Source organism: Pseudomonas sp. CCOS 191 (assembly GCF_001007005.1).
GTDB lineage: Bacteria > Pseudomonadota > Gammaproteobacteria > Pseudomonadales > Pseudomonadaceae > Aquipseudomonas > Aquipseudomonas soli.
This window is the reverse complement of record NZ_LN847264.1, coordinates 3,972,491-3,995,523: the sequence shown is the minus strand read 5'-3', so window position 1 is coordinate 3,995,523 and position 23,033 is coordinate 3,972,491. Positions and strand designations below refer to the sequence as shown.

Genomic DNA, 23,033 nt, shown 5'->3' with positions numbered 1-23,033 from the left:
GATTGTTTGGCTGTGCGTTTGCCGCCCCCGCCTGCGCTCATATGGATCCACCCGACCGTGGAGGCCATTGCCCGCTACGTGCGCCAGGAACTGGTCTAGCCAGCAAGGCAAGGCGGGCTTGTCCGCCAGACCAAACATCCTGTGCAAACCATTCCCCAGCAACTGTGGGAACTGGCTTGCTGGTAGCCGGTGCCTTGGCTTCTGGCACCGGCCAATCAGCCGTTTTGTCTAGCGACTCATCCCCAACTCCGCATCATCCATCAATGCCTTGGCCAGCGCGCTCAGGTAATACGACGCCCAGAGCAGCTGAGGCTTTTCCTCCATGATGCCGGTGACGGTCAGGTCGCGTACGCAGCCCATCAATTCCGAAGCCTGGTCCCGCGCATGCTGGCAAGGGATCCCGGGTTCGATGCAGAACAGCGGGTCGGTCTGGTAGAACTTGGTCTTGCCCACGGTGGTGTGGGGCGGGGTGGTATCTGTGGTCATCGTTGAATCTCCCTGAAGTGTTCTGCTGCCTGGTCTGGCGCTATCGCGGGGCAAGCCCGCTCCCACGTCAGGACGCAATGGCGTGGGAGCGGGCTTGCCCCGCGATGACGTCAGCTCAGGCACCACATACCGTATGACCTAGTGCAACGTACGCAGCTGCGCGTTCGGCATCTGCACCTGAATCAATGCCGACTCAAGCAGCACGCGGAGTGCCTCCGTCTCATGCATGGAGGCCAGCATCAGAATCGAGGCGGGTGACTTGGGCTTCAGAAGGGTGGCAGCTGTACGTGGGTTGACAGACCGGCGAAAATCGTAAAATTCCGGCGCACGCAAGCGTGCCCGCACGTACAGCCGCCATAAACGGCAAGCCATACACGATTTTTCGTCACAGCCTGTCAAAGCTGTGTCGTTGATGTGCAACGACAGGCCGAGACTAGAGTGACCACAGAGCAGCCGCAGAAAACAGGCGGCAGCAGTATGTTTGGGAAATGGACTACAAGGAAGGGGTAAAAGCTGATTGTTGATGACCTTCATCGACTCTTTTTCAGGCTGTTCGCTTTGCAGGAGAGCTTGACTCTTGGGGGCAGGCAACCGTTGGTTGTGCCTGCGCTTGTAGGTTTGAAGCGCATAGCAGAAAAACAAGTCTGTCCCCGTTTTCCTTCAAAAATTATCAGCCCAGGTGAGGGCGTGCACGGAATTGACAGTATCTCAGCGGCCGAGGGACGACGATTGGCGTTCTCGGGATTTCGTACAGCGCCAAGCGATATCTATGGCGGGACGATGGTCTGAATAAAACGATCAACCGTTATCGCATATATTTCTATCGTGAAAGCCAAATGGTCTGGTGTTTCAACGAGCGCTGAAAAAGTAATGGGTGTCAGCCTGTTGTAGAAAGTACTATTCCAGTACTCACTTTAGTATAGGTGGTGTTCAGGTTTGCGCTGAAAGATAAATGGCTTTTAGCCACTATTCGCTAATCGCCAATGGTTCTAATTGCTCCGTAGCATATTTTTTTGTGATGACTAAGCTCGTAGACGCGCAACGGATGTTAGGGACGTACGCGCGTCTATCATGCTGCATCTACTAAAGGACTATCCCATGGAAAGCTTCGCTATCGCAGCCTCACAAATAAACTGGAACGGTGGCCAACGGATTACTTTGACTCCGGGTGATACGGCTACCTGTACGACGTTGCGCCCTGGCCAGATTTACGGGATTTTCATCTATAACTCTGCAGGTAGTGACAACAATGCCACTGTCAATGTGGTATGGAGCAATAGCCAACCCCCTGCACGCATTACTGTTCCAGGTACCACTGCCAATGCCGGCTTGGCCTCACTGGGCTTTGTTTCGGGTACCGATACCCAGACCATTTCGGTTTCGCTGCCCAGCAACAGTGGCATCGCACAGGTCGAGCTGTGGCTGGGCAGTACCAGCATGCCGACCAATACAAGCGGGCTGAACAATAATCAGCTGCAGGCTAATGGTGAGCAGTATCCGTTCAACAAATATAATCGCTATTATTCGGTGCCTCCGTCAAAATGGATGAATTTGACCATCGTTAGCAAAATTACCCAGTTTATCTCGTGCCAGTTCCGAGAAGCGGCTGCTACTGTGTTTGTTGTTAATGAAACCTCCAATGGTCTGCTGTCAGGTCAAGTCACCAATATTGGGCCTACGGCTTCGGAACAAGGCGCTGTCACCATCGTTGCGACTCAGATTCAAAGTGTCAGTAATAACTTGCAAGGCGACGGCACGCAGTGGGTCTGGATGGATGCTGATAGTCAGCAAGACTCTACGAGCGCCAGTATTTCTCTGCAGTCACTTTAGAAGGGCGATCAGTTAAAATAAAAGAGTCGCGCACCGCGCGGCTCTTTTATTATTAGGCGGTAATTTTCCTGGTGCCACCACCAGCCTGCTGTCAAACAGAAAGGCGGCAGCTGTACGTGGGTTGACAGACCGGCGGTAAATCACGCAAAAGTTCCGGCGCACGCAAGCGTGCCCACACGTACAACCACCATTGACTGGGACTGCCTGCGTGATTCTACCGTTACAGCCTGTCAAAGCTGCGTCGTTGATGTGCAACGACAGGCCGAGACTAGAGCGCCCACAGAGCAGCCGCAACGGAAAACAGGCGGCAGCAGTATGTTTGGGAAATGGACTACAAGGAAGGGATAAAATCTGATTGTTGATGATCTACATCGACGCATTTCGGGAACAGGGTGTGGGGACAGGCACCACCTAAAACAAACCGATCAGCATTGATAGCCCGTGCGTTGCCTAGGGTCATACAGTGATGGCTAGGTTAAACCAAGGAGTTACCTATGCTGATCAATGGTTATCAGAGCTTCCAGTACCTGCCCAGCCAAATCGGCGAGCAGACTCGTTCCGGTACTGTTGCTGAGGCGCAGGTGCGATTGGTCACTACCTCGCCAGAGGCCAATCGTTTGGCCAAGCGAATCGAATACAGCCCAGGTAGGGGGTTGCTCCACCACCTGAATGTATCCATAACAGAGCCGCTGAAGGAGTTACTCCAACGGTTGCTCAGTCGTCTCTGTCGAGATGGTGATGCTCAGGGGTTGTCGGAGGATCGCCGCATGCAGCACGCCGAACCGACTGACCACGCAGCACATTTCGCTCGTGGTTTTGGCAATGGCTTCAAGACTGTGCTGGATGCGGTAAGTCTGCTCACTACTGCCTCACAAGTTGATCACAACCGCTTCGATGTAACCCTGAAAGCCGAGCAGGTTAATAACTTGCAAGGTGCGATTATCAAGGGTAGTGCAAATTTTAAAGAAATTGAGATGTTGGTGAAGACCCGTGGGGACTTGCAGTTGGTGCGAACCCTCGCGTTGAGCTTGACTCATGATACTGACTCCCATCAGCCTTCAATCAAGGCAACACTGGCGAACTTGGCCAGTCAGCGTCCAAATACAAGCGTTTTTCTAGGTGGACTGGTGGCATTCATACACGAGCAGGAAAGCCGTTGGTTCGAAAAAGCCAGTAATTCCAAGCTGGTGATGGATGCTGAAGCGCAAAGTTGCTTCATTGTCGAAGGGTTTCAGGAGCATATAAATAAATTGGGTGCTGACGAGGCATACAAGATTCTTGAGCAACTAGAAGGTCATTTCGGTCAGCGGGTACATGAGGTTGTGGGGGCGGCTATCATGCTAGTGGGAGAGGCCGATGATGATAATCAGCTCCTGTGCCGTCTGGCCCGCGCTGAGGTCGTGGCTGACAAGCTGATCAGTTTACTTCGCGCGAAACTTGAAATGCCCGATATTAATATGCAGTTCAAAGTCACTGGTGATCGTAGCATCACGGATCGTAGCACCAGCCTCAACCAGTTTAACCCACTGGAGTTGGCCGCATTAGTGAGCCTAGGTATCAAGTTACAATAGGCAGGGGACAGGTCCCCTATTCACTGGCTGAAGCGACCAAGCCTGCACGGCTCCAAATTGGGCGATGGCTTGCCACTGGCGATTTCCATGCTCACGAGGCGGCCCACGGTAGCGGCCAGGGTGACACCAGGATGCATGACACAGACGTAGACGTCGCTGATACCCGGCAGATAACCAACCAGCGGTGCGCCATCGCTGGGTATCGGCCTGAAACCCACACACGCGTTTTCAATGTTGAGTGAAACGGCGCCATGCAACTCTGCTCTGATGGCCTCTGCGGTTCTCAGCGCAATGGCGCCTGGTTGGTTATCTGCGGCATTGTCCAGATAATCCTCCGCCGCCAACAGGCTGCCGTCATCAGCATGTCGCACCTCCATGGCTGCGTTGGAAATGATCCCTCGGACAAGGTGGGGAGGCGAGTGGTAGCGGATATAGATGGCAGGAGAGGCTTCGAGCGGAAGTGGGTAGCCCAACACCTCCGTCAATAGCGTGGTACCCGTCCCCGCCGCAAGCACCACCAGGTCCGCATCGATTACCCCTTGGGTGGTTTTCACACCTGAGACTTTATCTGCGCTACCCGTGAACCCTTCCACCTGTGTCTGCTCCAGCAACCTGGCGCCTCGGGCTTGAGCGCCTTTGATCAAGGCCCGGGTGGCCGCTACTGCGTTCAGCGCGCCTTCCTCTGGAGCATGGTTGGCCTGGGTAGGAGGGTGTTTCAGATTAGGTTCCAGGGTGAGGATCTGAGCGCGGGATACCGTTGATATCCCTGTACCCGTCGCAGGGGCGGCCGGTACTTCCGGGAGGCCATAGGTCAGCGAACCGGTCCATTGTATGAGTAGGTCTGGCAGTTGCGCTTCGAGGCGACGATAGTCCGATACGGCTGCGGCCCGCAGTGCGGCGACAGGATCTGCGTCACTGTAGGTGGTATTGATCCATGCAAAGGAAGTGGAGGTCACGCCAGACGCTACATGGCCAGCCTCCACGATGGTCACCTGCGCGCCTTGGCAAGAAAGGTGGTAGGCAACGGAGGCCCCCACGATACCTGCTCCCACCACTACCACATTCATTCCCGGGATATTGTTCATCGTGCTCCGTCACCGCCTTGGGACTATGTTTCACTGGCCGTACCTGGCAACCCTGGGTCCACAGGGGCAAACGGCGATATTAAATGGAAAGCGTGAGTACCAGCGAGCCTATGTTCGACCAATACCTGAAGCAGTGGGGGCTGACCATCGATGGGGAGGCTTTCGTTTCACTCAATGGCCATCTATTGCCCGTTCGCCAAGGCGATACACCGGCGATGCTGAAAGTCTCGCAGGCGCCGGAGGAGCAGGCCGGCAGCCAGCTGATGGCCTGGTGGGCAGGCGACGGTGCAGCCCCTGTACTGGCCCACGCGGGCGAGGCATTACTGATGAAGCGGGCGCAAGGTTCGGCGTCACTTGCGCAGATGGTCGCAGATGGCAGGGATGACGAGGCCACGCGCATTCTCTGTGCCGTGGCGGCGCGCCTGCATGCGCCACGGTCTACGCCGAGGCCTGCGTTGGTGCCGCTGGAGCAATGGTTCGACGCATTGTGGAGCGCGGCGGCGACGCACGGTGGGGTGCTGGAGCACAGCGCAAAGGCGGCGAGGGCGCTTTTCGCAGCTCCCCAGGACGCTGCGGTACTGCATGGCGACATCCATCACGGCAATGTGCTGGATTTCGGGCCGGCCGGTTGGCTCGCCATCGATCCCAAGGGGTTGTACGGCGAGCGGGGCTTCGATTTTGCCAACATCCTCTGCAACCCGGACGAAGCCAGCGCGCAGGCGCCGGGGCGCTTCCCACGGCGTATAGCGATCATTTCGCAGGCAGCCGGTATTGAGCGTCACAGGCTGTTGCAGTGGGTGCTGGCGTGGGCAGGGTTGTCGGCAACCTGGATGATCGAGGACGGCGCTGAGCCGGAGGGCAGGTTGGCGTTGGCGAGGCTCGCGGCTTCGGCGCTCGATGGCAGCGCTCGGGGTTCTGACTGAGGCATCTACGTGTTTCTCTGAGCCTGCTGCTAGTCAGGTCGCGCACGCAGCCTATCAACTCCGAAACGTTGGGCGCGTGCATGCCGGCAAGGAGTAGCGGGCTTGATGCATAACAACGGGCACTCTGGCCTTCGCGCACTCCACCCCGCTCAAAACGCGCCCGGCACATAGACCACCTGATCCCGCCCCCCTTGCTTCGCGGCATACAGCCCGCTGTCGGCGCGACTCAGCGCGTCTTCGAGTGCTTCCCCCTCGGCGAACAGAGTGCACCCTGCGCTGAGGCTTACCCGCAGCGGGCCGCTGGCCAACTGCACCGGTTGGGTGCCAATCAGCTGACGTACCCGTTGCGCGATCCCGTTCAGTTCCGCGCTGTCCTTGACCGGCAGCAAGGCGACGAATTCCTCGCCACCCTGGCGCACCAGCAGGTCATCGGGGCGAAGCGCGGCGCGCAGGCGGCGGGCGCACTCGCACAGCACCTGGTCGCCGGCCGCGTGGCCATGCTGGTCGTTGACGGCCTTGAAGTGGTCCAGGTCCGCATAAATCGCCCCCAGCTGCAAACCGCGCTCGTGGGCCAGGCGCCGCTCACGGTCATGGAAGGCGGCCAACGCTCCGCGGTTCCACAGCTGGGTCAGGGGGTCGAGCAGCGCTTTGCGCTGTTCGCGGTCCATCTCCAGGCGCAAGTCGCGGTTGGTCTGGATCAGGCTGCGCAGTTGCAGATAGCCCTCCGCAAGTGTGGCCAGGTCCTTGAAATTCGCCTGCTGGATCTCGTTCAGCAGGCGCGGTTGCGGGTCGAACATGCACAACGTACCGATGGCCTTGCCGTTTCCGGCGCGCAGTGGATGTCCGGCGTAGAAGCGGATATAGGGCGGATTCAGCACCAGCGGATTGTCGACGAATCGCGGGTCGCGCGTGGCATCCGGCACCAGCAAGGTGCCGTCATCGAGAATGGCGTACCCGCAGAAGGACACGTCGCGCGGGGTCTCGCTGGCGTCCAGCCCGATCCTGGCCTTGAACCACTGGCGGTCCTGGTCGATCAGGCTGATCAGCACGGTGTCCACGTGCGCCAGGTCCTGGGTGAGCCGCACCAGGGTATCGAGGTAATGCTCGGCGGGTGTATCGACCAGGTTCATCTCATCGAGGGCGTGCTGGCGCAGCGCTTCGTCGGTGGGGATCGGGCAAGCCGGCATCTTTGCTTCTCCATTCCATGGGCGGGGTGTGTGATGGGAACTACTTTAGACAAGCTTCACCACTGGCGAGTGACGCCGATCGGCTCGTCATCCGTATGGGCTGGCGCCTTGTGACAGTTTGGCAATAGCTCATTGGGGCTATGGGGCTGGCAAGGCGCGGGTTGCTATGCTGCTGTCGATCTGGACACAGGGATTGGCCAGCGTCGAATGGCGCTGCCACTACACGGAGGTGCACATGCAGATCACATTGCCGCTGAGTGTCAGCGACTGGGAATACAAGAGTGCCAGCGGGGGTGGGTTGACGGTGATGTTTGCCGCCGCCAGCGGTGGCTTGCTGACCCTGACCGATCCGAACAAGGCCGAGCAGCAGTTTCGCTACGGTTCGCTCGGGGTCGGCGTTGGCGCAGGCGCGCGGTTGCCACGGGTAGGCAAGATCAACCTGCTGGTGCGCGGCAAAAGCGTCGGCGCGGTGGGCACCAGCGCAGACCTCCCGGCGATCGGTAAGGTACTGGTGGCTGAATCGGTCGCGGCCCGGGGCCTGGTGCGCGACGACTTCAAGGGCGGGTGCGTGTTCCTCGAAGGCGGGCTGGGCCTGGTTGGCGGTGGCAGCGGCTCGGGCGTGCTGTTCGGCCTGGATCCCAAGCTGTTGGTCCTGGGTACCGCCGCGATAGGGGCGGGTGGCGCGTTTTTGCCGCAGGAAACCTTGCCGCGCCTGCTGCGCTCGGCGAAGGGCGTGATCCTCTCCGCCGGGTTCAACATCGGCGTGCAGGCGGGCGGTGGCCTGACGTTGACCATGGGCGGGCTGTTCTGATGACCTGCGATCGCATCAGGCGCTCGTGGCACCCTGCGCCGCGAGGTTGCAATACTGCCCCTTGAAATACAGCAAGGGCTGCGAGGACGTGGTTTGCTGCAGGTTCAACGCCTTCACTTCACCGATGACGATCAGGTGATCGCCCGCGGCGTGTTCAGCGTGAATCTCGCAATCGATCCAGTGCAGGCTGCCGGCAATGATCGGGTTGCCCAACGGTGACGGTTGCCATTGCACCTTGTGCCACTTGTCCGTGCCGCGCCGCGCGAACTGGTTGGAAATCTCGACCTGTTCACCCGCCAGGATGTTGACCGCGAAGCGACCGGCCTGGCGAATCCTTGGGTAGCTGGCCGAACTGGACATCACGCTGAATGACACCAGTGGCGGGTTCATCGACACGCTGTAGAACGACTGGCAAGTGAAGCCGATCGGCTCGTCATCGGTGTGCGATGTAATGACCGTGATACCGGAGGCGTAGTGCCCGAGCGCTTCGCGAAAGCTCGATGGCTCGATAGGGAGTGACATAGTAGATCCTGGGTGTGGGTACCGCTCGGAGGTGTGGGAAGGCCCGCATCTGTCCGGGCCTCCACCTGTTGCCTCCGACCTGGGCTCAGCGCTTGTTTGCCAGCTCTCTGCGAACAATCTCCGCGCCCGCGCTCAACGCATTGAGCTTGCCTCTTGCCACCTGGCGCGGCAGGGGCGCCATCCCGCAGTTGGTGCAAGGGTAGAGCTTGTCGGCGTCGACGAACTGCAGGGCCTTGCGCAGGGTATTGGCGACTTCCTCTGGGGTTTCAATGGCGTGGTTGGCGACATCGATGGCGCCAACCATCACTTTCTTGCCACGGATAAGCTCGATCAAGTCCATCGGCACGTGGGAGTTGTGGCACTCCAGCGAGACGATGTCGATGCTGGATTTCTGCAGCTTGGGGAAGGCTTCTTCGTATTGCCGCCATTCCGAGCCCAGGGTCTTTTTCCAGTCGGTGTTGGCCTTGATGCCGTAGCCGTAGCAGATATGCACGGCGGTTTCGCACTTGAGCCCTTCGATGGCGCGCTCCAGGGTGGCCACACCCCAGTCATTGACCTCGTCGAAGAACACGTTGAAGGCCGGTTCGTCGAACTGGATGATATCGACACCCGCCGCTTCGAGTTCGCGAGCCTCCTGGTTGAGGATCTTGGCGAACTCCCAGGCCAGTTTTTCGCGGCTCTTGTAGTGGGCGTCATACAGTGTGTCGATCATCGTCATGGGGCCTGGCAACGCCCACTTGATGGGTTGCGAGGTTTGTTGACGCAAGAACCTGGCGTCATCGACGAACACAGGCTTGCGGCGAGCAACAGCGCCTACGACTGTCGGCACGCTCGCATCGTAGCGATCACGGATTCTGACGGTCTCGCGCTTCTCGAAATCGACACCGTCGAGGTGTTCGATAAAGGTCGTGACGAAATGCTGACGTGTCTGTTCGCCATCGCTGACGATATCGATACCGGCGTGCTGTTGCTCTTGCAAGGACAAGCGCAGCGCGTCTTGCTTGCCCTCGGTCAGTTCATCACCCTCCAGCTTCCATGGCGACCAGAGCTTCTCAGGCTCGGCGAGCCAGGCGGGTTTGGGCAGGCTGCCGGCAGTGGAGGTGGGTAACAGCTTTTTCATACTGGAAAACCTTGTGTCTGGTTGAGTCAAAGCGCGCAACGGGCGGACCACTGCTCGAGAATGGCCTGGTAGGGCTTGATGAAATGCTCTTGCGCGAACTTCCCCTGTTCGACAGCCAGGCGGCCGCGCTCTTCGCGGTCGTAAACGATGCGCGTCAACGAGTAGTCCTGGTGCTGCAAACTGGGTTGGTAGGTTTTGCCGGCGGCGGAGTTCGCGTTGTAGATTTCAGGCCGGTAGATTTTCTGGAAGGTGTCCATCGTGCTGATGGTGCTGATCAGTTCCAGGTTGCTGTAGTCGCCCAGCAAATCGCCGGCAAAATAGAACGCCAGCGGCGCGGCGCTGTTGGGCGGCATGAAGTAGCGCACCTTCAAACCCATCTTCTTGAAGTACTCATCGGTCAGTGAGTATTCAGCCTGCAGGTATTCCACGCCCAGGACCGGGTGCCGGTTTTCCGTGCGGTGATAAACCTTGCTGCTCGAAACGCTCAGGCAGATGACCGGGGGCTTGCTGAAATGCTCCTTGTAGGCGCTCGAATTCACGAAGCACTTGAACAGCTTTCCGTGCAGGTCTCCGAAATCATCGGGTGTGCTGAAGGTTTGCCGATCCTTGTTGTGGCCCAGCAGCAGCACGCTGAAATCGTAATCGCGCACGTACGATGAAAAATTATTGCCGACCATGCCGTCGATACGCTCGTTGGTTTCCCGATCGACCACTGTCGTTTTCAATATTTCAATCAAGGGCAGTGCAGGGGCGGCGCCCGAGAGGCCGATATCCATTTCCACTGAAATGATGTCGAGCTCGACTGTGTAGCGATCGCCTTTGGGGTTATCCCAGTGCGCCAGGGCATTGAAGCGGTTGTCGATCATCCTCAAGGTATTGCGCAGATTCTCCTGGCGGCTGTTGCCCCTGGCCAGGTTGGCAAAGTTGGTGGTGGTGCGGGTCTTGTCCGAAGGCTGGTAGTGCTCATCGAAACAAATACGTTTGAGGGTGAATGCAAACTCGTTATTCATGGTGGTCGTGTGCCCTGATGTCTGAAGCGAGGCAAGAAAGGCCAGGGTTGAGATCATGGCGGCCGCGCCAAGCCAGGCTGCCTTTCTCGCTCACGCAAATTCGATGAGGGGATTGTCAAAGATTGGCTCGTCATGAGACAAACTCATTTTTTTTGCATGCAAGTGTAGTTTTTCTCATGATCGATCTGAGGCACCTGCGCACCATCCATGCCTTGCGCGAAACCGACAGCCTGTACGAAGCCGCTGAGCGGCTGCACCTGACGCAATCGGCGCTGTCGCATCAGTTCCGCGAGCTGGAAGACCGGATTGGCATGCCGCTGTTCGTGCGCAAGTCCAAGCCGGTACGTTTTACCAGCGCCGGGCTCAAGCTGCTGGAGCTGGCCGAGCAGGTGCTGCCGCAGATCCGCGCCACCGAGCGGGACCTGGGCAAGCTGGCGGGTGGCACCGCCGGGCGGCTGCACATCGCGATCGAGTGCCACAGCTGCTATCAATGGCTAATGCCGTCGGTGGATGAATTTCGCGGTGCCTGGCCGGAGGTCGAGCTGGACCTGGCGTCGGGGTTCTCGTTCGCGCCACTGCCGGCTCTGGAGCGGGGCGACCTGGACCTGGTGGTAACGTCCGACCCGATGAAACTGCCGGGGATCAGCTACGTGCCACTGTTCGGCTATGAGGCATTGCTGGCCATCGACAATCATCACGCCTTGTGCGCAAGGCCGTACCTCGAACCCGCCGATATCGCCAGCCAGACGCTGATCACCTACCCGATCGAACGCAACAGGCTGGACATCTTCACCCGCTTCCTTGATCCGGCCGACATCGAGCCGGCGCAAGTACGTACTTCGGAGCTGACGATCATGATGATGCAGCTGGTGGCCAGCGGCCGTGGTGTGTGCTGCCTGCCGAACTGGGCCGTGCATGAATACAGCTCGCGCGGTTACGTGACCACCAAGCGACTGGGGGAGAAGGGGCTGCAGGCAAAACTGTATGCGGCGGTCCGCAGCGACATGCTCGAAGTGCCTTATGTAAGCGACTTCCTGCTCACGGCAAAGGATATGTCCTTCGCGACGCTGGAAGGCGTCAATGCTGTTTCCGGGATCGCTACCTGACAGCCAGCCCCAGCTATCGCAGCGCATTACCTGGCAATCGAGGCGCACGGATCAGCGGGTCATCATCGAGTCGGCAAGGATCGCGCGAAACACGCTGTAAATCCCCGAAAGCGCTGGTTACACATCCAGGCCACACACTTGCGTGCCCGCGGCCATAGTTCATGCCCAGGCTTCATCGGTGCGCGACAGCGCCGTTGGTCGGCTGAGTCGAAGCGCAAGCTGGATTCGGCCAGAAAAATGTACGATGATTTTCGTAATGCCAGGGAGGGGTCATGCCAAAAGGCTTCAAGGCAGCCAGGAGCGCGGTGATTGCCGCGCTCGAATCCGGGAGGTACCTGCATGCAGCGCGGGGCGATATCGAGGTAAAGAACCTGTTGGCCCTTGGCGCGGTCAGTGCGGGCGATGTCATCGAGGTCATCCGTGCTTGCAATGGCACTCACTACAGCTGCAGCCCACACCATGCCGTGCCAGCCATCGAAGTCCATGTGCTCAGGCGCTCCGGCTGGTACATCAAGTTCTATTTCATCGAGCCGCAGACGTGGTTCATCAGTGTTCACGAATGAGTAACCCAAGCATGAATATCCTGTTCGAGGGCGACACCGGCCAGGCCCTGTGCGAGCGTTGCCAGGCATTGGTCGCCATGCATTACACCCGGCGCGACGTGCCTTTCAGTGACGGCCTGGGCGTGGCGCGGGACATCCTGGTGGGCGTGTGCGATGGCTGCGATACGGTGGTGGCCATCCCGCCGCAGTCCACTCCGGCAATCCGCGAGGCGCGCAAGCAGCAGCTCAAGTCCATCGAGGCGCGGCTTCCGGCGGTGTATCTCGATGTGCTAGACGCGGCGATGCAAGCGGTCAGCAGCGAGGCGGGGGCACACCTGCGCAAGCTGTTCCTCGCCCATTATTTCCATTGGCTGGTGCAGGCCCGCCAGGGGGCGGGTCTGCAGCCCGGCCACGAGGCCTTCGTCCAGGCACTCGACGCGCAGCGGCGTCAGAGGGGGTTGCCGGCGTCCGGAGCCACGCGGCGGTTGTCGATGAAGGTCAACGCGCACATGGCCGAGGATTTCCTGACGCTGCTGGGGCAAACCCGGATGAGTCAGACCGAGCTGCTCAAGGCGGTGATCGCAAGAATCCAGATGGATGTGCTCGAGGTGCGTGATCCGCAGGTGATCGAGGCGCTGCAGCGGCTGACGCGGGTGGCGGGGTAGGTTGGCGCGGGCGCACAGTGTGGACATTGCTCCTCACATGTGAGGCTTGCGCAGCTCATGATCCAGGCGTAACGTGCATCACATGTGAGACAAGGACACCCCCCTTCGATGGCAGGCAAGAAAAGCTCCACCGACTACATGCGTGACATGCGCGCCCGGCTCAAGGCCGCGGGCCTGGTCAAGCGTGAGCTGTGGATCCTGCCCGAGCACGCCGCCGCCCTGCGCGGTATCGAGAAGGCTTTACGTCAGCCCCACGCGGGCAAACAGGTCAGAACGGAGGATTTCATGACCGAGCACACCCATTGGACGATCGAAACGCTGCACGGCGCCTTGCAAGGCCTGGACGAGGTGCGCGACGGGTCGATCGGCCTGTCCCTGCAACAGGGCGCCGAGCCCAGCCTCAAGCTGGTGATGAACGAACTGGACGGCCTGCCGTTGTACATCGCCGTAGCCGGTGAGCAGATCCTGGTCGACACGCTGCTAGTGGAAGCCAGCCAGGTGAAAGACCGCGCTGCATTCAACGATGCGGTGCTGCGCACCCGCGACGTGTTCCCGCTGTCGTCCATCGGCCTGCACACACTGCCTTCGGGCGAGTCGGTGTACACCATGTTCGGCGCCCTGAGCGCGGCCTCGTCGCTGGACAATATCGTCCAGGAGATCCACACCCTGGCCGACAACGTCATCACCGCCGCCGAAGATTTCGAAGACTACTTCACCCACTGATTCCGGAGATTGCACCATGAGTTTGTTGAGAAAGATCGTCACCGCCCTGCGTGGCGGCGCTTCGGAAGTCGGTGAGGCGATCGTCGACTCCCAGGCCCTGCGCATCCTCGACCAGGAGATCCGCGACGCGGACAACAACCTGATCGATGCGCGCAACCAGCTGGTCAAGATCATGGCCAAGCACAAGACCGCGCAGCAGCGCATCACCGAGTTCGACAAGACCATCGGCGACTGGGAGCAGAAAGCCATTGCCGCGCTGGACAAGGGCGAGGAGGGCCTGGCCCACGAATGCGCGGCGCGCATCGCCGACCTGACCAACCAGCGTGACAGCGAGCAGGCGTTGGCCGACCAGTTCGGTGCGTCGGTGACTACCCTCACTGCCACCGTGAGCAAGACCGAGGCGCAGATCAAGGGCCTCAAGCAGCAGGTAGACCTGGTCAAGGCCCGCGAGAGCGTGCAGCGTGCCCAGGTGAGTGCGGCGTCGGCCACCGGCGGCGCCAATGGCAGCCTGGAAACGGCGGTCGGCTCGCTGGACCGCATCAAGAAGCGCCAGACCGAGCGCGCGGCCGAGCTGGAAGCGGCGGCGGAGCTGGCCGGCAAGGCCGATGGCAGCGATCTGGAAGCACGCCTGAAGTCGGCCGGGATCGGCGCCAGCAACAGTGGTGCCGACGATGTGCTGGCACGCTTGAAGGCCAAGGCGGCCAAGCCAGCGGAGTGATGCGTTGAGCGGGCCGGCCTTTCGTGGGCCCGTGGGAGCGGGCTTGCCCCGCGATGGAGCCGGCCCGGCTGCCGCAAAACCCTGCTGCAGACCCGTTGGCGGGGCACACGAAAAGCAGTATCGTGTCGCCCCCGCCAAAGGACTGCCGCGACCCAAGGGATTTTCAATGTCGCCTTCTTCCAACAGGCCCAGCCTGTTCGCTACAGCTCCAGTACTGGCTCCTGTTCCGTCACCCTCTCACCCAGGAGATGCCCCGTGGGTTGGTTGAAACGCTTCATGGGCTTCGAAGCCCCCAAACCTGCCGCCGGCAGCCAGGCCCAAGGCAACCTGCCATTCGGCCTGGGCAGCGGGCGCATGCTCAAGCTCGATCGCTCGCTCAAACTGCTGCTCGACGGGCATTCCGAGCTGGAGGTCCCCGAGCAGGAAGTGGTCTGGGCGGTCGGTGAAGTCGACCTCGGCCAGTCGGTGCGCCTGGCGCGCTTCTATATGGAAGACGAGGACTACTGGCTGCAGGTGGTGATGAACGGCGCGTCCGCTGACGATGTCCGTGACATCATCCTGTTCGGCTACTACAGCGTGGTGCCGGTCACCAGCGACGCGGAGCTCAAGCGCCTGGTCGGCCCCGAGTCGAACATCGGCCTGCCGTACTATGAGCACGAAGGCTACGAGTTCGTTCGCCAATGGGGCAGTGAAGAGGGGCAGACCGAGCTCACGCCGATCAGCGAGTGGGTCACCAGCCCCGAGACCAGCTACCGCATCCAGCACCTGTCGATGCTGTATGCCCGCGAAACCGGCCTGACCGATCGCCGCGAATTCCTCCTGCTGTCGGTGGAGGAAGACGAGGACGGCAATGTCAGCCTGACCACTTCGGTGGGTGTCACCCTGCAATCAACGGACTTCAACGTCATCTGACAAGGATTCACCATGCTCGACGCACTTCGCATGTCGCTCAACGCCCAGGCAGTGATCGGCTTCATTCTCTACATCAGCGTGGCGCTGGTGCTGTTCTGGCTGTTCCAGTTCATCTACACGCACCTCACCCCGCACCGCGAATTCGCCCTGATCCGCGACAACAACAGCGCTGCGGCCATCGCCCTGGGCGGCGCGCTGATCGGCTTCTCGCTGCCGGCCAGCAACATCATCGCCTACAGCGTCAGCCTGCTCGACTTCGTGGTCTGGGTGGTGATCGCCGCCGTGGTGCAACTGCTCGCCTTCGCCATCACCAGCCTGGTGCTCAAGGGGTTGGCCAGCCGCATCGCCAAGGGCGAAATGGCCGCCGCGATCTACGCCGCCGCCGTGGCGATCAGCGTGGGCTTCCTCAATTCGGCCTGCATGACCCCGTCGGTCTGAGCCGTTTGCGCGCAAGGAGCCATACATGAGACGCAGTTCCGTCAAGCTGGTGCTGGCCAGTTCCCTGCCGCTGGCGCTCACCGCGTGCAGCGCGCCCGAGGAGACCTACACGGTCAGCAAGCGCAGCAACTACACCACCGTCCAGGCCTGTGTCGATGACAAGATGCCGGTGGACGTGTGTTCCGATGCCTATATGGAGGCGTTGGCCGATCACCGTCGGGTCGCGCCGACCTATGGCGACAAGGCGGCGTGCGAGGCCGATTTCGTGCCGGACTACTGCCAGGTCACCAGCGACAACCGCTACATGCCGCGCCTCGGCGGTTTCGAGCTGGCGGTGTCGGGCGAAGTCAGCCAGTCCCAGGTCGATGCGGCCCGCGCCCAGGTCGAGAACAGCGGCCAGGCTGCCAGCGGTGGCAGCAACTTCAATGGCCTGCTCACCGGCCTGCTGCTTGGCCAGGTGCTCAGCGGCGGCAATCGCCAGTACTACTCGCAGCCGGTCTACCAGTACCGTGACAGTAGCGGTGGCTACCGCACTACCACCCTCGGCCAGCAGATCGACCAAGGCAAGCGCTTCGAGCGCTCCGACCAGGCCCAGCAGAGCGGCGGCAGCTACAGCAGCTATTACTCCGGCAGTTCCAGCGGTAGCAGCTACAAGTCCAGAACCTCGACCCGCTCCAGCGTGTCCTCGTCGATCTCCCGTGGCGGCTTCGGCAGCCAGGCCACTGCGCGCAGCGGCTGGGGCGGCAAGAGCAGCGGCGGCTTCAGTTTCGGCGGTTGAGCATGCGCAAGGTCCACTGCGACGAACGCCCGGATTGGCGCACAACCGCCGAGCGTGAGGGCTTCGCCTTCCACACCATCGATGGCGAACGCTACTGGGACGAGCGGGGCTATTACCAGTTCAGCGAGGCCCAGGTCAGCCGCGACCTGGAGGCGCCCACCCAGGAGCTGCACGCGATGTGCCTGGACGCGGTGGCGCGCATCGTCGACAGCGAAGCGCTGATGACCCGCCTGGCGATTCCACCGGCGTTCTTCGACCTGGTGCGTCGTTCGTGGAAGGAGGGGCATCCGCACCTCTACGGGCGTTTCGACTTCAGCTACGACGGCACGGGCCCGGCCAAGCTGATCGAGGCCAACTACGACACGCCGACATCGCTGTACGAAGCTGCGGCGTTCCAGTTGATCTGGCTTGAGCAGCAGATCGAGCGCGGCGTGCTGCCGGCCCATGCCAGCCAGTTCAACACCCTGGCTGAAGACCTGGTGCGGGCCTTTGCCGCCTTCGAACGTGAAAGCCCGTTCTACTTCTCGGCCATCGGCGGCTCGATCGAGGACCGCGGCACCACGGATTTCCTGCGCAAGATGGCCGGGCACGTGGGTATCAGCACCCGGCATATCGACCTGGAGGATATCGGCCTGAACGACGAGGGGCGTTTTGTCGACCTCGAAGGCCGACCGATCCCTCGCCTGTTCAAGCTGCACGCCTGGGAGCATATCTTCCACGAGGACTTCGGCCAGGCCATCGCCGGTTGCGATACCCAGTTCGTCGAGCCAGCGTGGAAGTCGCTGATCTCCAACAAGGGCATCCTGCCGTTGTTGTGGGAATGGCATGAGGGCCACCCGAACCTGTTGCCGGCCTTCCTCGACGAAGACCCCCGGCGGCCAGTGCCCAAGGGCTGGGTGCGCAAGCCGTATTTCTCCCGCGAGGGAGCGAATGTGGACATTCGCACCACCGATAACCAGCGGGTGTTCGAGGATGGGCCCTACGATGATGCGCCGTATATCCTGCAAGGTTTCGCGCCTTTGCCGAAGTTCGGTGACAGCTACACCCTGATCGGCTCGTGGGTGGTCGGTGATCTGGCCTCGGGGATCGGCATTCGTGAAGACGACACCCTGATCACCAAGGACAGCTCGCGGTTCGTGCCGCATGTGGTCGTGGACTGAGTGTCAGGGCTGCCTATGCGGGGGCCCTCCAATGGTCGGTTTCAGGACGCGCCGGGTCGCCCGCGCACAACCTCTTCGCGCAATAGCTGCCATGCTCTGAGGATGCCCGTGGACCGCGCGCAGCAAGACGCATGGCCACAGGCAAGGAGGGTGCCTGGCCTGCCGCCACCGTGACGCGGCCGGCGCACCGCAGCTGAACACCGCCGGACATTGGCCCGCGATCAGGGCCGGGCCGGGTTGCCGAGGTCTGCTGTATGCCTGATGAGTTGAACCACCTGCCGTTGATCCAGCGTGTCCTGGCCCGTGAAAAGGACACCCCCGGCGCCTTGTTGCCGATTCTCCACGCCATCCAGGCCGGCGCCGGCTACATCCCCGGCATCGCCGTCGCCGAGATCGCCCATGCCCTCAACCTCAGCCAGGCCGAGGTGCGCGGGGTGCTCAGCTTCTACCACGATTTCCGTACCACGCCGCCGGCCCGCCATACCCTGCGCCTGTGCCGCGCCGAGTCCTGCCAGAGCCGTGGCGCCGAGGCGCTGGCCGCGCAATTGCGCGAGCAGCTCGGGCTGGATGATCACGGCCGCAGCGAAGACGGTGCGCTCGACCTGCGCCCGGTGTACTGCCTGGGTGCCTGTGCCTGCTCGCCGGCGTTGGAGCTCGATGGCCAGCTCCACGCCCGCGTTACCCCGGAGCGCCTACGGGCGCTGGTGGCGAGCTGCCGAGAGGAGGTGAAGGCATGTTGAACCTGTGCATCTCCTGTGATTCGCTGGCCCGTGCAGTCGGTGCCGACCAGGTGGCCGATGCGGTGGCCCGCGAGGCGGCGCAGCGCAACCTGCCGGTACGCATCAAGCGCACCAGCTCCCGTGGCTTGTATTGGCTAGAGCCGCTGGTAGAACTGGACACTGCGCAAGGCCGGCTGGGCTTCGGGCCGGTCACACCTGAGGATGTCCCGGGCCTGCTCGATGCCCTGGCGGGCGAGCACGCCGGCCATGCGCTGGCGCTGGGGCCGGTCGAGGACATTCCCTACCTGAAAACCCAGCAGCGCCTGTTGTTCGCCCGCGCCGGCATCACCCGGCCACTGTCGCTGGATGACTACCACGCCAACGGTGGCTTCGAGGGGCTGCGCCAGGCCACCTTGCTGGACGGCGACGAAGTGGTCGCCGCGGTGCTCGATTCTGGCCTGCGTGGCCGAGGTGGCGCGGCCTTCCCGGCGGGTATCAAGTGGCGCACCGTGCGCCAGGCGCCGGCCACGCAGAAGTACGTGGTGTGCAACGCCGACGAGGGCGACTCCGGTACCTTCGCCGACCGCATGCTGATGGAGGGCGACCCGTTCCTGTTGATCGAGGGCATGATCATTGCCGGCCTAGCCGTGGGGGCGAGCAAGGGCTACATCTATGTGCGCTCGGAGTACCCCGATGCCGTGCGCGCGCTCAACGAGGCGATCCTGCTGGCTCGCGAGGCCGGTTACCTGGATGTCGCCGGCAGCGGCGTGGCCTTCGACCTCGAGGTGCGGGTCGGCGCGGGTGCCTATATCTGTGGCGAGGAAACCGCGTTGCTCGAGTCCCTGGAGGGCAAGCGTGGCATCGTCCGCGCCAAGCCGCCGTTGCCGGCGCTGGAGGGCCTGTTCGGCCAACCGACGCTGGTGCACAACGTGCTCACCCTGGCCTCGGTGCCGATCATCCTGGCCAAGGGCGCGGCCTATTACCGCGACTTCGGCATGGGCCGCTCGCTCGGCACCTTGCCGTTCCAGTTGGCCGGCAATATCCGCCAGGGTGGGTTGGTGGAGCGCGCTTTCGGCCTGACCTTGCGCGAGCTGGTGGAAGGCTACGGTGGCGGCACCGCCAGTGGCCGGCCGATCAAGGCGGCGCAGGTCGGCGGCCCGCTGGGTGCCTGGGTGCCGCCTGAACAGTTCGACACGCCGCTGGACTACGAGGCCTTCGCCGCCATTGGCGCGATGCTCGGTCATGGCGGCGTGGTACTGGCCGACGACACCCTGAACATGGCCGGCATGGCCCGCTTCGCCCTGCAGTTCTGCGCCGAAGAATCCTGCGGCAAGTGCACGCCGTGCCGGATCGGTTCGACCCGCGGCGTGGAAGTGGTCGACCGACTGATCGCCAGCACCGACCCGGCCTACCGCGAAAGCCAGGCGGGGTTGCTGCGCGACCTGTGCGACACGATGCAATACGGCTCGCTGTGCGCCATGGGCGGGATGACCCCGTACCCGGTGGTCAGCGCCCTCAAGCACTTCCCCGCCGATTTCGGCCTGGAGGCCGCGCAATGATCAATTACTTCGACCCCAGCAGCGACCTCGACCTGGGTACCCCGCAACGCATCAGCGAGGCGCAGGTCAGCCTGGTCATCGACGGCCGTTCGATCAGCGTGCCCGCCGGCACCTCGGTGATGCGCGCCGCGGCCATGCTCGGCACCAGCATCCCCAAACTGTGCGCCACCGACAGCCTCGAGGCCTTCGGCTCGTGCCGCATGTGCATGGTCGAGATCGATGGCATGCGCGGCTACCCGGCGTCCTGCACCACGCCTGTGGGCGAGGGCATGGTGGTGCGCACGCAGACGCCACGCCTGGCCGACCTGCGCCGCAACGTGATGGAACTGTATATCTCAGACCATCCGCTGGACTGCCTGACCTGTTCGGCCAACGGCAACTGCGAGTTGCAGACCGTCGCCGGCCAGGTCGGCCTGCGCGAGGTGCGTTATGGCTATGACGGCGCCAATCACCTGGACGAAGGCAAGGACGTTTCCAACCCGTACTTCGACTACGAACCGAGCAAGTGCATCGTCTGCAGCCGCTGCGTGCGTGCCTGCGAAGACATCCAGGGCACCTTCGCCCTGACCATCACCGGGCGCGGTTTCGACTCGCGGGTGGCGGCGGCCGGCGGTGACGATTTCCTCAGCTCCGAATGCGTGTCCTGCGGCGCCTGCGTGCAGGCCTGCCCGACGGCGACCCTGAGCGAGAAAAGCCTGATCCAGCTCGGCCAGCCCGAGCGCGCGGTGATCACCACCTGTGCCTATTGCGGCGTGGGCTGCTCGTTCCGCGCCGAGATGAAGGGCGACCAGCTGGTGCGCATGGTCCCGGACAAGAATGGCGGCGCCAACCACGGCCATGCCTGCGTCAAGGGCCGCTTCGCCTGGGGCTACGCCACGCACCCGGATCGCATCACCAAACCGATGATTCGCAAGCGCCTGGAGGACCCGTGGCAAGAGGTCAGCTGGGACGAGGCGGTCACCTATGCCGCCAGCGAGTTGCGGCGCATCCAGCTCAAGTACGGACGAGATTCGATCGGTGGGATCACCTCCAGCCGCTGCACCAACGAAGAGGCGTACCTGGTGCAGAAACTGGTGCGCACGGCCTTCGGCAACAACAACGTCGACACCTGTGCGCGGGTTTGCCATTCGCCCACCGGCTACGGCCTCAAGCAGACTTTGGGCGAGTCCGCCGGCACCCAGAGCTTCGACTCGGTGATGCAGGCCGACGTGGTGCTGGTGATCGGCGCCAACCCCACCGACGCCCATCCGGTGTTTGGCTCGCAACTCAAGCGCCGCCTGCGCCAGGGCGCGAGATTGATCGTCATCGACCCGCGGCGTATCGACCTGGTCGATGCGCCCCATGCCCGCGCCGAACTGCACCTGCAACTGCGTCCGGGTACCAACGTGGCCATGCTCAACGCCCTGGCCCATGTGATCGTCAGCGAGGGCCTGCTCGACCAGCGCTTCATCAATGCCCGCTGCGAAACCGAGGACTTCGCGCGCTGGCGCGATTTCGTCGCCCAGCCCGACAACGCCCCTGAGGTGCTCGGCCCGGTGTGCGGCGTGCCCGCCGAGCAGATCCGCGCCGCCGCCCGGCTGTACGCCACCGGCGGCAATGCGGCGATCTACTATGGCCTGGGCGTGACCGAGCACAGCCAGGGCAGCACTGCGGTAATGGGTATCGCCAACCTGGCCATGGCCACCGGCAACATTGGCCGGGAAGGGGTGGGGGTGAACCCGCTGCGCGGGCAGAACAACGTGCAGGGCTCGTGCGACATGGGCTCGTTCCCCCACGAGTTGCCCGGCTACCGGCATATCTCCAACGAAAGCGTGCGCGCCGAGTTCGAGCAGGCCTGGGGCGTGACCCTGCAACCTGACCCGGGCCTGCGCATACCCAACATGTTCGAAGCTGCGCTGGACGGCAGCTTCAAGGCGCTGTACTGCCAGGGTGAGGATATTGCCCAGAGCGACCCCAACACCCAGCACGTCACCGCCGCGCTGTTGGCGATGGAATGCGTGGTGGTGCAGGACATCTTCCTCAACGAGACAGCCAAGTTCGCCCATGTGTTCCTGCCGGGCAGCTCGTTCCTTGAAAAGGATGGCACCTTCACCAATGCCGAGCGGCGCATTTCGCGGGTGCGCAAGGTGATGGAACCGCTGGCCGGCAAGGCCGACTGGGAGGCGACCCTGGCCTTGGCCGACGCCCTGGGCTATCACATGGACTACCAGCATCCGTCGCAGATCATGGACGAGATCGCCCGCCTGACCCCGACCTTCCGCCGGGTCAGCTATGCCGAGCTCGACCGCCACGGCAGCCTGCAGTGGCCATGCAACGACGCCGCCCCCGACGGCACGCCGACCATGCACATCGAGCAGTTCGTGCGCGGCAAGGGGCGCTTCATGCTCACCGGTTATGTGCCCACCGACGAGAGGGTCAACAGCCGCTACCCGCTGTTGCTGACAACCGGGCGCATCCTCAGCCAGTACAACGTCGGCGCGCAGACCCGGCGCACCAGCAATGTCGCCTGGCACGACGAGGACCGCCTGGAGATCCACCCCAGCGACGCCGAGAGCCGCGGCATCGCCGATGGCGATTGGGTGGGCGTGGGCAGCCGCGCCGGGCAGAGCGTACTCCGCGCCAGGGTCAGCAGCCGAGTGGCGCCGGGGGTGGTGTACACCACCTTCCACTTCCCCGAGTCGGGGGCCAACGTGATCACCACCGACAACTCCGACTGGGCCACCAACTGCCCGGAATACAAGGTCACCGCAGTGGAGGTGGTGAAGGTGTTCCAGCCGTCGGAATGGCAGAAGCGCTACCAGAGCTTCAGCGACGAGCAGCGGCGCTTGCTCAAGGAGCGGCGTCAGGCGGAAAAGGCGGAGGTGCGCCGATGAGCAGTGACAACCTGGTGAAGATGGCCAACCAGATCGCCCATTACTTCGACAGTGAGCCGGATCATGCCAAGGCGGTGCAGGGGGTGAAGCAGCATTTGCAGAGCTTCTGGACGCCTGGCATGCGTCGGCAGTTGACCGAGAGGGTGCAGGCTGATGGGGGCCTGGAGTTGGATGCGCTGGTGCGAGAGGCGGTGCACCCGATGATTTGATGTAGGGCAGGACCGGCCCATCGCCGGCAAGCCGGCTCCCACACCGACCGCGTCAGCTCGAGATCATGCGCTACCCTGTGGGAGCC

24 protein-coding genes are annotated in these 23,033 nt (G+C 62.2%); 17 read left to right on the top strand and 7 right to left on the bottom strand.

Annotated elements, in window-relative coordinates:
* Positions 1 to 228 precede the first annotated feature (228 nt).
* Together CCOS191_RS17655 and CCOS191_RS28770 are read right to left on the bottom strand one after the other, a co-directional pair.
* Complete coding sequence (locus tag CCOS191_RS17655) at positions 229 to 486, bottom strand: DUF3077 domain-containing protein (RefSeq protein ID WP_046856333.1); 258 nt, start codon at positions 484 to 486, stop codon at positions 229 to 231.
* 138 nt (positions 487 to 624) lie between these two features.
* Positions 625 to 1,128, bottom strand: coding sequence for a hypothetical protein (locus CCOS191_RS28770; protein WP_442963680.1), 504 nt, complete (start codon positions 1,126 to 1,128; stop codon positions 625 to 627).
* A 456-nt stretch (positions 1,129 to 1,584) separates the two neighbouring features.
* Here CCOS191_RS28770 and CCOS191_RS17645 point away from each other — a divergent pair, with 456 nt between their 5' ends.
* Positions 1,585 to 2,316, top strand: coding sequence for a hypothetical protein (locus CCOS191_RS17645; RefSeq protein WP_046856331.1), 732 nt, complete (start codon positions 1,585 to 1,587; stop codon positions 2,314 to 2,316).
* Between the two features lie 494 nt (positions 2,317 to 2,810).
* Positions 2,811 to 3,887 carry a hypothetical protein gene (locus CCOS191_RS17640; RefSeq protein WP_046856330.1) on the top strand — a complete coding sequence of 359 codons (1,077 nt, stop codon included), beginning with the start codon at positions 2,811 to 2,813 and terminating at the stop codon, positions 3,885 to 3,887.
* Positions 3,888 to 3,907: 20 nt separating this feature from the next.
* Here CCOS191_RS17640 and CCOS191_RS17635 read toward each other — a convergent pair whose 3' ends face one another.
* On the bottom strand, positions 3,908 to 4,972 hold the full coding sequence (locus CCOS191_RS17635) for an NAD(P)/FAD-dependent oxidoreductase (protein WP_046856329.1): 1,065 nt from the start codon (positions 4,970 to 4,972) through the stop codon (positions 3,908 to 3,910).
* A 110-nt stretch (positions 4,973 to 5,082) separates the two neighbouring features.
* On the opposite strand from CCOS191_RS17635, the gene CCOS191_RS17630 reads away from it, so the two are divergent.
* The gene (locus CCOS191_RS17630) at positions 5,083 to 5,895 is read left to right on the top strand and encodes an aminoglycoside phosphotransferase family protein (RefSeq protein ID WP_156177651.1); all 813 of its coding nucleotides are present in this window, start codon (positions 5,083 to 5,085) and stop codon (positions 5,893 to 5,895) included.
* 149 nt (positions 5,896 to 6,044) lie between these two features.
* Here the strand turns inward: CCOS191_RS17630 and CCOS191_RS17625 are convergent, their stop codons facing one another.
* Positions 6,045 to 7,082 carry a sensor domain-containing diguanylate cyclase gene (locus CCOS191_RS17625; RefSeq protein ID WP_046856327.1) on the bottom strand — a complete coding sequence of 346 codons (1,038 nt, stop codon included), beginning with the start codon at positions 7,080 to 7,082 and terminating at the stop codon, positions 6,045 to 6,047.
* Between the two features lie 235 nt (positions 7,083 to 7,317).
* Between CCOS191_RS17625 and CCOS191_RS17620 the strand changes: the two genes are divergently transcribed.
* A complete protein-coding gene (locus CCOS191_RS17620; RefSeq protein WP_046857849.1) occupies positions 7,318 to 7,893 on the top strand; it encodes a hypothetical protein in 576 nt (191 codons plus the stop codon).
* Positions 7,894 to 7,908: 15 nt separating this feature from the next.
* On the opposite strand, the gene CCOS191_RS17615 is transcribed toward CCOS191_RS17620, so the two are convergent.
* From CCOS191_RS17615 to CCOS191_RS17605, 3 genes are all read right to left on the bottom strand, one after another.
* Positions 7,909 to 8,415 carry a flavin reductase family protein gene (locus CCOS191_RS17615; protein WP_046856326.1) on the bottom strand — a complete coding sequence of 169 codons (507 nt, stop codon included), beginning with the start codon at positions 8,413 to 8,415 and terminating at the stop codon, positions 7,909 to 7,911.
* An 85-nt stretch (positions 8,416 to 8,500) separates the two neighbouring features.
* Entirely contained in the window at positions 8,501 to 9,535 is a 1,035-nt protein-coding gene (locus CCOS191_RS17610) for a methionine synthase (protein ID WP_046856325.1), read from the bottom strand.
* A gap of 26 nt (positions 9,536 to 9,561) precedes the next feature.
* Positions 9,562 to 10,545, bottom strand: a complete 984-nt coding sequence (locus CCOS191_RS17605) for a DUF1852 domain-containing protein (protein WP_046856324.1) — start codon at positions 10,543 to 10,545, stop codon at positions 9,562 to 9,564.
* Positions 10,546 to 10,721: 176 nt separating this feature from the next.
* On the opposite strand from CCOS191_RS17605, the gene CCOS191_RS17600 reads away from it, so the two are divergent.
* The 13 genes from CCOS191_RS17600 to CCOS191_RS17540 all read left to right on the top strand — a co-directional run bounded on the left by CCOS191_RS17600 (position 10,722) and on the right by CCOS191_RS17540 (position 22,947).
* Entirely contained in the window at positions 10,722 to 11,651 is a 930-nt protein-coding gene (locus CCOS191_RS17600) for a LysR family transcriptional regulator (protein WP_046856323.1), read from the top strand.
* A gap of 272 nt (positions 11,652 to 11,923) precedes the next feature.
* Positions 11,924 to 12,214: a hypothetical protein gene (locus tag CCOS191_RS17595; RefSeq protein ID WP_046856322.1), complete on the top strand. Its 291-nt coding sequence runs from the start codon at positions 11,924 to 11,926 to the stop codon at positions 12,212 to 12,214.
* 11 nt (positions 12,215 to 12,225) lie between these two features.
* Positions 12,226 to 12,858, top strand: a complete 633-nt coding sequence (locus CCOS191_RS17590; RefSeq protein ID WP_046856321.1) for a hypothetical protein — start codon at positions 12,226 to 12,228, stop codon at positions 12,856 to 12,858.
* A 108-nt stretch (positions 12,859 to 12,966) separates the two neighbouring features.
* Positions 12,967 to 13,581: a YjfI family protein gene (locus CCOS191_RS17585; RefSeq protein ID WP_046856320.1), complete on the top strand. Its 615-nt coding sequence runs from the start codon at positions 12,967 to 12,969 to the stop codon at positions 13,579 to 13,581.
* 16 nt (positions 13,582 to 13,597) lie between these two features.
* Positions 13,598 to 14,299, top strand: a complete 702-nt coding sequence (locus CCOS191_RS17580) for a PspA/IM30 family protein (protein ID WP_046856319.1) — start codon at positions 13,598 to 13,600, stop codon at positions 14,297 to 14,299.
* Between the two features lie 255 nt (positions 14,300 to 14,554).
* Positions 14,555 to 15,211, top strand: a complete 657-nt coding sequence (locus CCOS191_RS17575) for a DUF2491 family protein (RefSeq protein ID WP_046856318.1) — start codon at positions 14,555 to 14,557, stop codon at positions 15,209 to 15,211.
* Between the two features lie 12 nt (positions 15,212 to 15,223).
* Positions 15,224 to 15,649, top strand: a complete 426-nt coding sequence (locus CCOS191_RS17570; protein ID WP_046856317.1) for a DUF350 domain-containing protein — start codon at positions 15,224 to 15,226, stop codon at positions 15,647 to 15,649.
* 25 nt (positions 15,650 to 15,674) lie between these two features.
* Entirely contained in the window at positions 15,675 to 16,427 is a 753-nt protein-coding gene (locus CCOS191_RS17565) for a DUF1190 domain-containing protein (RefSeq protein ID WP_046856316.1), read from the top strand.
* 2 nt (positions 16,428 to 16,429) lie between these two features.
* Positions 16,430 to 17,587, top strand: coding sequence for a glutathionylspermidine synthase family protein (locus CCOS191_RS17560; RefSeq protein WP_046856315.1), 1,158 nt, complete (start codon positions 16,430 to 16,432; stop codon positions 17,585 to 17,587).
* 254 nt (positions 17,588 to 17,841) lie between these two features.
* Positions 17,842 to 18,327: a formate dehydrogenase subunit gamma gene (locus tag CCOS191_RS17555; protein ID WP_046856314.1), complete on the top strand. Its 486-nt coding sequence runs from the start codon at positions 17,842 to 17,844 to the stop codon at positions 18,325 to 18,327.
* Positions 18,321 to 19,865 carry a formate dehydrogenase beta subunit gene (locus CCOS191_RS17550; protein WP_046856313.1) on the top strand — a complete coding sequence of 515 codons (1,545 nt, stop codon included), beginning with the start codon at positions 18,321 to 18,323 and terminating at the stop codon, positions 19,863 to 19,865. The genes CCOS191_RS17555 and CCOS191_RS17550 overlap by 7 nt, the downstream gene beginning before the upstream one ends.
* Entirely contained in the window at positions 19,862 to 22,738 is a 2,877-nt protein-coding gene (gene fdhF / locus CCOS191_RS17545; RefSeq protein ID WP_046856312.1) for a formate dehydrogenase subunit alpha, read from the top strand. The genes CCOS191_RS17550 and fdhF overlap by 4 nt, the downstream gene beginning before the upstream one ends.
* Positions 22,735 to 22,947 (top strand): formate dehydrogenase subunit delta, encoded by a 213-nt coding sequence (locus CCOS191_RS17540; protein WP_046856311.1) that lies wholly within the window; start codon positions 22,735 to 22,737, stop codon positions 22,945 to 22,947. Before fdhF ends, CCOS191_RS17540 begins: the two co-directional genes overlap by 4 nt.
* Positions 22,948 to 23,033 lie beyond the last annotated feature (86 nt).

Excerpts from the sequence above, each read along its gene's own strand:
- CCOS191_RS17645 (WP_046856331.1), top strand. The coding sequence starts at position 1,585 with ATGGAAAGCTTCGCTATCGCAGCCTCACAAATAAACTGGAACGGTGGC.
- CCOS191_RS17630 (WP_156177651.1), top strand. The coding sequence starts at position 5,083 with ATGTTCGACCAATACCTGAAGCAGTGGGGGCTGACCATCGATGGGGAG.
- CCOS191_RS17625 (WP_046856327.1), bottom strand. The coding sequence starts at position 7,082 with ATGCCGGCTTGCCCGATCCCCACCGACGAAGCGCTGCGCCAGCACGCC.
- CCOS191_RS17585 (WP_046856320.1), top strand. The coding sequence starts at position 12,967 with ATGGCAGGCAAGAAAAGCTCCACCGACTACATGCGTGACATGCGCGCC.
- CCOS191_RS17570 (WP_046856317.1), top strand. The coding sequence starts at position 15,224 with ATGCTCGACGCACTTCGCATGTCGCTCAACGCCCAGGCAGTGATCGGC.
- CCOS191_RS17550 (WP_046856313.1), top strand. The coding sequence starts at position 18,321 with ATGTTGAACCTGTGCATCTCCTGTGATTCGCTGGCCCGTGCAGTCGGT.
- CCOS191_RS17590 (WP_046856321.1), top strand. The coding sequence starts at position 12,226 with ATGAATATCCTGTTCGAGGGCGACACCGGCCAGGCCCTGTGCGAGCGT.
- CCOS191_RS17555 (WP_046856314.1), top strand. The coding sequence starts at position 17,842 with ATGCCTGATGAGTTGAACCACCTGCCGTTGATCCAGCGTGTCCTGGCC.
- CCOS191_RS17580 (WP_046856319.1), top strand. The coding sequence starts at position 13,598 with ATGAGTTTGTTGAGAAAGATCGTCACCGCCCTGCGTGGCGGCGCTTCG.
- CCOS191_RS17620 (WP_046857849.1), top strand. The coding sequence starts at position 7,318 with ATGCAGATCACATTGCCGCTGAGTGTCAGCGACTGGGAATACAAGAGT.
- fdhF (WP_046856312.1), top strand. The coding sequence starts at position 19,862 with ATGATCAATTACTTCGACCCCAGCAGCGACCTCGACCTGGGTACCCCG.
- CCOS191_RS17560 (WP_046856315.1), top strand. The coding sequence starts at position 16,430 with ATGCGCAAGGTCCACTGCGACGAACGCCCGGATTGGCGCACAACCGCC.
- CCOS191_RS17605 (WP_046856324.1), bottom strand. The coding sequence starts at position 10,545 with ATGAATAACGAGTTTGCATTCACCCTCAAACGTATTTGTTTCGATGAG.
- CCOS191_RS17615 (WP_046856326.1), bottom strand. The coding sequence starts at position 8,415 with ATGTCACTCCCTATCGAGCCATCGAGCTTTCGCGAAGCGCTCGGGCAC.
- CCOS191_RS17655 (WP_046856333.1), bottom strand. The coding sequence starts at position 486 with ATGACCACAGATACCACCCCGCCCCACACCACCGTGGGCAAGACCAAG.
- CCOS191_RS17595 (WP_046856322.1), top strand. The coding sequence starts at position 11,924 with ATGCCAAAAGGCTTCAAGGCAGCCAGGAGCGCGGTGATTGCCGCGCTC.
- CCOS191_RS17610 (WP_046856325.1), bottom strand. The coding sequence starts at position 9,535 with ATGAAAAAGCTGTTACCCACCTCCACTGCCGGCAGCCTGCCCAAACCC.
- CCOS191_RS17565 (WP_046856316.1), top strand. The coding sequence starts at position 15,675 with ATGAGACGCAGTTCCGTCAAGCTGGTGCTGGCCAGTTCCCTGCCGCTG.
- CCOS191_RS17540 (WP_046856311.1), top strand. The coding sequence starts at position 22,735 with ATGAGCAGTGACAACCTGGTGAAGATGGCCAACCAGATCGCCCATTAC.
- CCOS191_RS17635 (WP_046856329.1), bottom strand. The coding sequence starts at position 4,972 with ATGAACAATATCCCGGGAATGAATGTGGTAGTGGTGGGAGCAGGTATC.
- CCOS191_RS17600 (WP_046856323.1), top strand. The coding sequence starts at position 10,722 with ATGATCGATCTGAGGCACCTGCGCACCATCCATGCCTTGCGCGAAACC.
- CCOS191_RS17640 (WP_046856330.1), top strand. The coding sequence starts at position 2,811 with ATGCTGATCAATGGTTATCAGAGCTTCCAGTACCTGCCCAGCCAAATC.